This window comes from Bacillus sp. JJ1521 (genome assembly GCF_036965165.1).
Lineage (GTDB): Bacteria > Bacillota > Bacilli > Bacillales > Bacillaceae_L > Ferdinandcohnia.
The window spans coordinates 4,375-6,270 of record NZ_JBALOX010000227.1; the positions used below are offsets into that span (position 1 = coordinate 4,375).

Below are 1,896 nucleotides of genomic sequence, written 5' to 3' on the forward strand. Positions count from 1 at the left end.
TGGAAATGGCATAGAAACTAATAAGTTAAGGGCTTGCTGCGAGCCAGATACGACTACAACTCTTTCAGGTTGAGTGAACACCTGTAAATTCTGCAAATACTTTACTAGCTGTACGCGTAATGAGTAGAGCCCCTGTTGATCGGAGTATGTAAAAAGCTCTGCTTTATATTGTTCAATTGCTTGATTTATACAATGTTGAAATTCGACATAGGGCATAACGTTGTTATCTGGACCAGCTGATAAGAAATCAATCACTACATTTTCATTCGTCGCTTTTTGATATTCATTCACAACAAAGTAGCCACTTTTAGGAACAGAATAAATTAAATGTTCTTTTTCTAGTTCCTCGTATGCTTTAATAACTGTATTTTTACTACATGAAAAATCCTCAGATAGCTGACGAACAGAAGGAAGTTTACTCCCTGCAATTAGCGATCCCTTTGCTAGCTGATGCTTAATTTCCTCCATTATCTTCAAATACTTTGATGACATATAATTAATCCCTCCTCAACTGTACCATGACAGATGTACAAAAAAATGGTTTATTTCATTGTTTGAACCCATTATTATTTTGATTATAACAGAACTGTATTTTAATAAAAATTAAAAATGGTACAGATGTGGTCCAAAATAATAAGATAGGGTGGGATAAGATGCAGAGAGAAAACAGAGAGAAATTAGGATTATCGTTGGGATTAATAGGGGTTATTTGTTTTAGCTTAACACTACCTTCTACAAGTATTGCAGTAGAGTATTTTGGAGCTACAGTTGTTGGTTTAGGAAGAACAGTTGTTGCTGCTATTTTAGTAGCTGTTGTATTGATTGTTAGAAAGGAAAAACTGCCTTCACTTCGACAATTTAAAAGTCTGGTGATTGTTGCTGTTGGTGCAGTTTTAGGATTTCCACTCCTAACTTCTTGGGCAATGGAATCTTTGCCTGTTTCTCATGGAGCGGTTGAATTAGCGCTGTTGCCATTAGCAACAACAGGATTTGCAATGTTAAGAGCAGGTGAAATCCCATCTCGCAAATTCTGGATTTCAAGCATAATTGGGTCTTTAGCTGTTATTGTGTATGCACTTCATCTTGGATTCGGTCAACTACAATTCGCAGATTTAGCTTTACTAGCAGCGGTGATTATACTTGGACTTAGTTATGCAGAGGGTGGGAGATTATCGAAAGAATTAGGTAGCTGGCAAGTGATTGCATGGTCAATTATGATTGGCGCTCCATTTTTCGTTATTCCAGTTGGACTAAACCTTTCAACAGAAATGCTCCATGCTCCTGCTGAAGCTTGGGTCAGTTTTATTTATCTCGCAGTGGTTAGTCAATTTCTAGCCTATGTTGCTTGGTATAGTGGAATGGCTATGGGTGGGATAGCAAGAGTAAGTCAACTTCAATATTTACAACCATTTTTGATGATTATATTTGCAACAGTATTTTTAGATGAATCCATCACATTTTTCACTATTATAATAGCGGTGATTGTTGTTATTTCTGTAATACTAGGAAAAAATGCTCCGATTTCCAAAAAAACATCTGTATCAGAGAAAAATTAATTGCGTGTCCAATAAGAAAAGATTTCGAGAGGAGAAAAAACATGTATATTCCTGCACATTTTAAAATTAAGGAAGGAACAATTTCCTTCGATATTATGAAGGAACATAGTTTTGCGACTCTTTTTTCTCAACATAATGGAATGCCTTTTGCGACTCATTTACCGTTAATTTTAAACGAGGATCATTCATACTTATATGGACATTTTGCTCGTCCTAATCCTCAGTGGAAAGATATCAATAAACAAACCGTCTTAGCTATTTTTCATGGTCCGCATTGTTATATCTCCCCATCTTGGTATGAGACAAATAAAGCAGTACCAACATGGAATTATGTGACCGT

General features: G+C 35.9%; 3 protein-coding genes. 2 read left to right on the forward strand and 1 reads right to left on the reverse strand.

Going from position 1 to position 1,896, the window contains the following annotated elements; translation table 11 throughout:
- Positions 1-492: GntR family transcriptional regulator (locus V7147_RS23070; RefSeq protein ID WP_335370143.1), on the reverse strand; the 492-nt coding region annotated here is incomplete at its 3' end.
- A gap of 161 nt (positions 493-653) precedes the next feature.
- Here V7147_RS23070 and V7147_RS23075 point away from each other — a divergent pair.
- Both V7147_RS23075 and V7147_RS23080 read left to right on the forward strand, forming a co-directional pair.
- Positions 654-1,556 carry a DMT family transporter gene (locus V7147_RS23075; RefSeq protein ID WP_335370144.1) on the forward strand — a complete coding sequence of 301 codons (903 nt, stop codon included), beginning with the start codon at positions 654-656 and terminating at the stop codon, positions 1,554-1,556.
- A 41-nt stretch (positions 1,557-1,597) separates the two neighbouring features.
- Positions 1,598-1,896 (forward strand): FMN-binding negative transcriptional regulator (locus V7147_RS23080; RefSeq protein ID WP_335370145.1); only part of this gene is annotated, 299 nt, incomplete at its 3' end.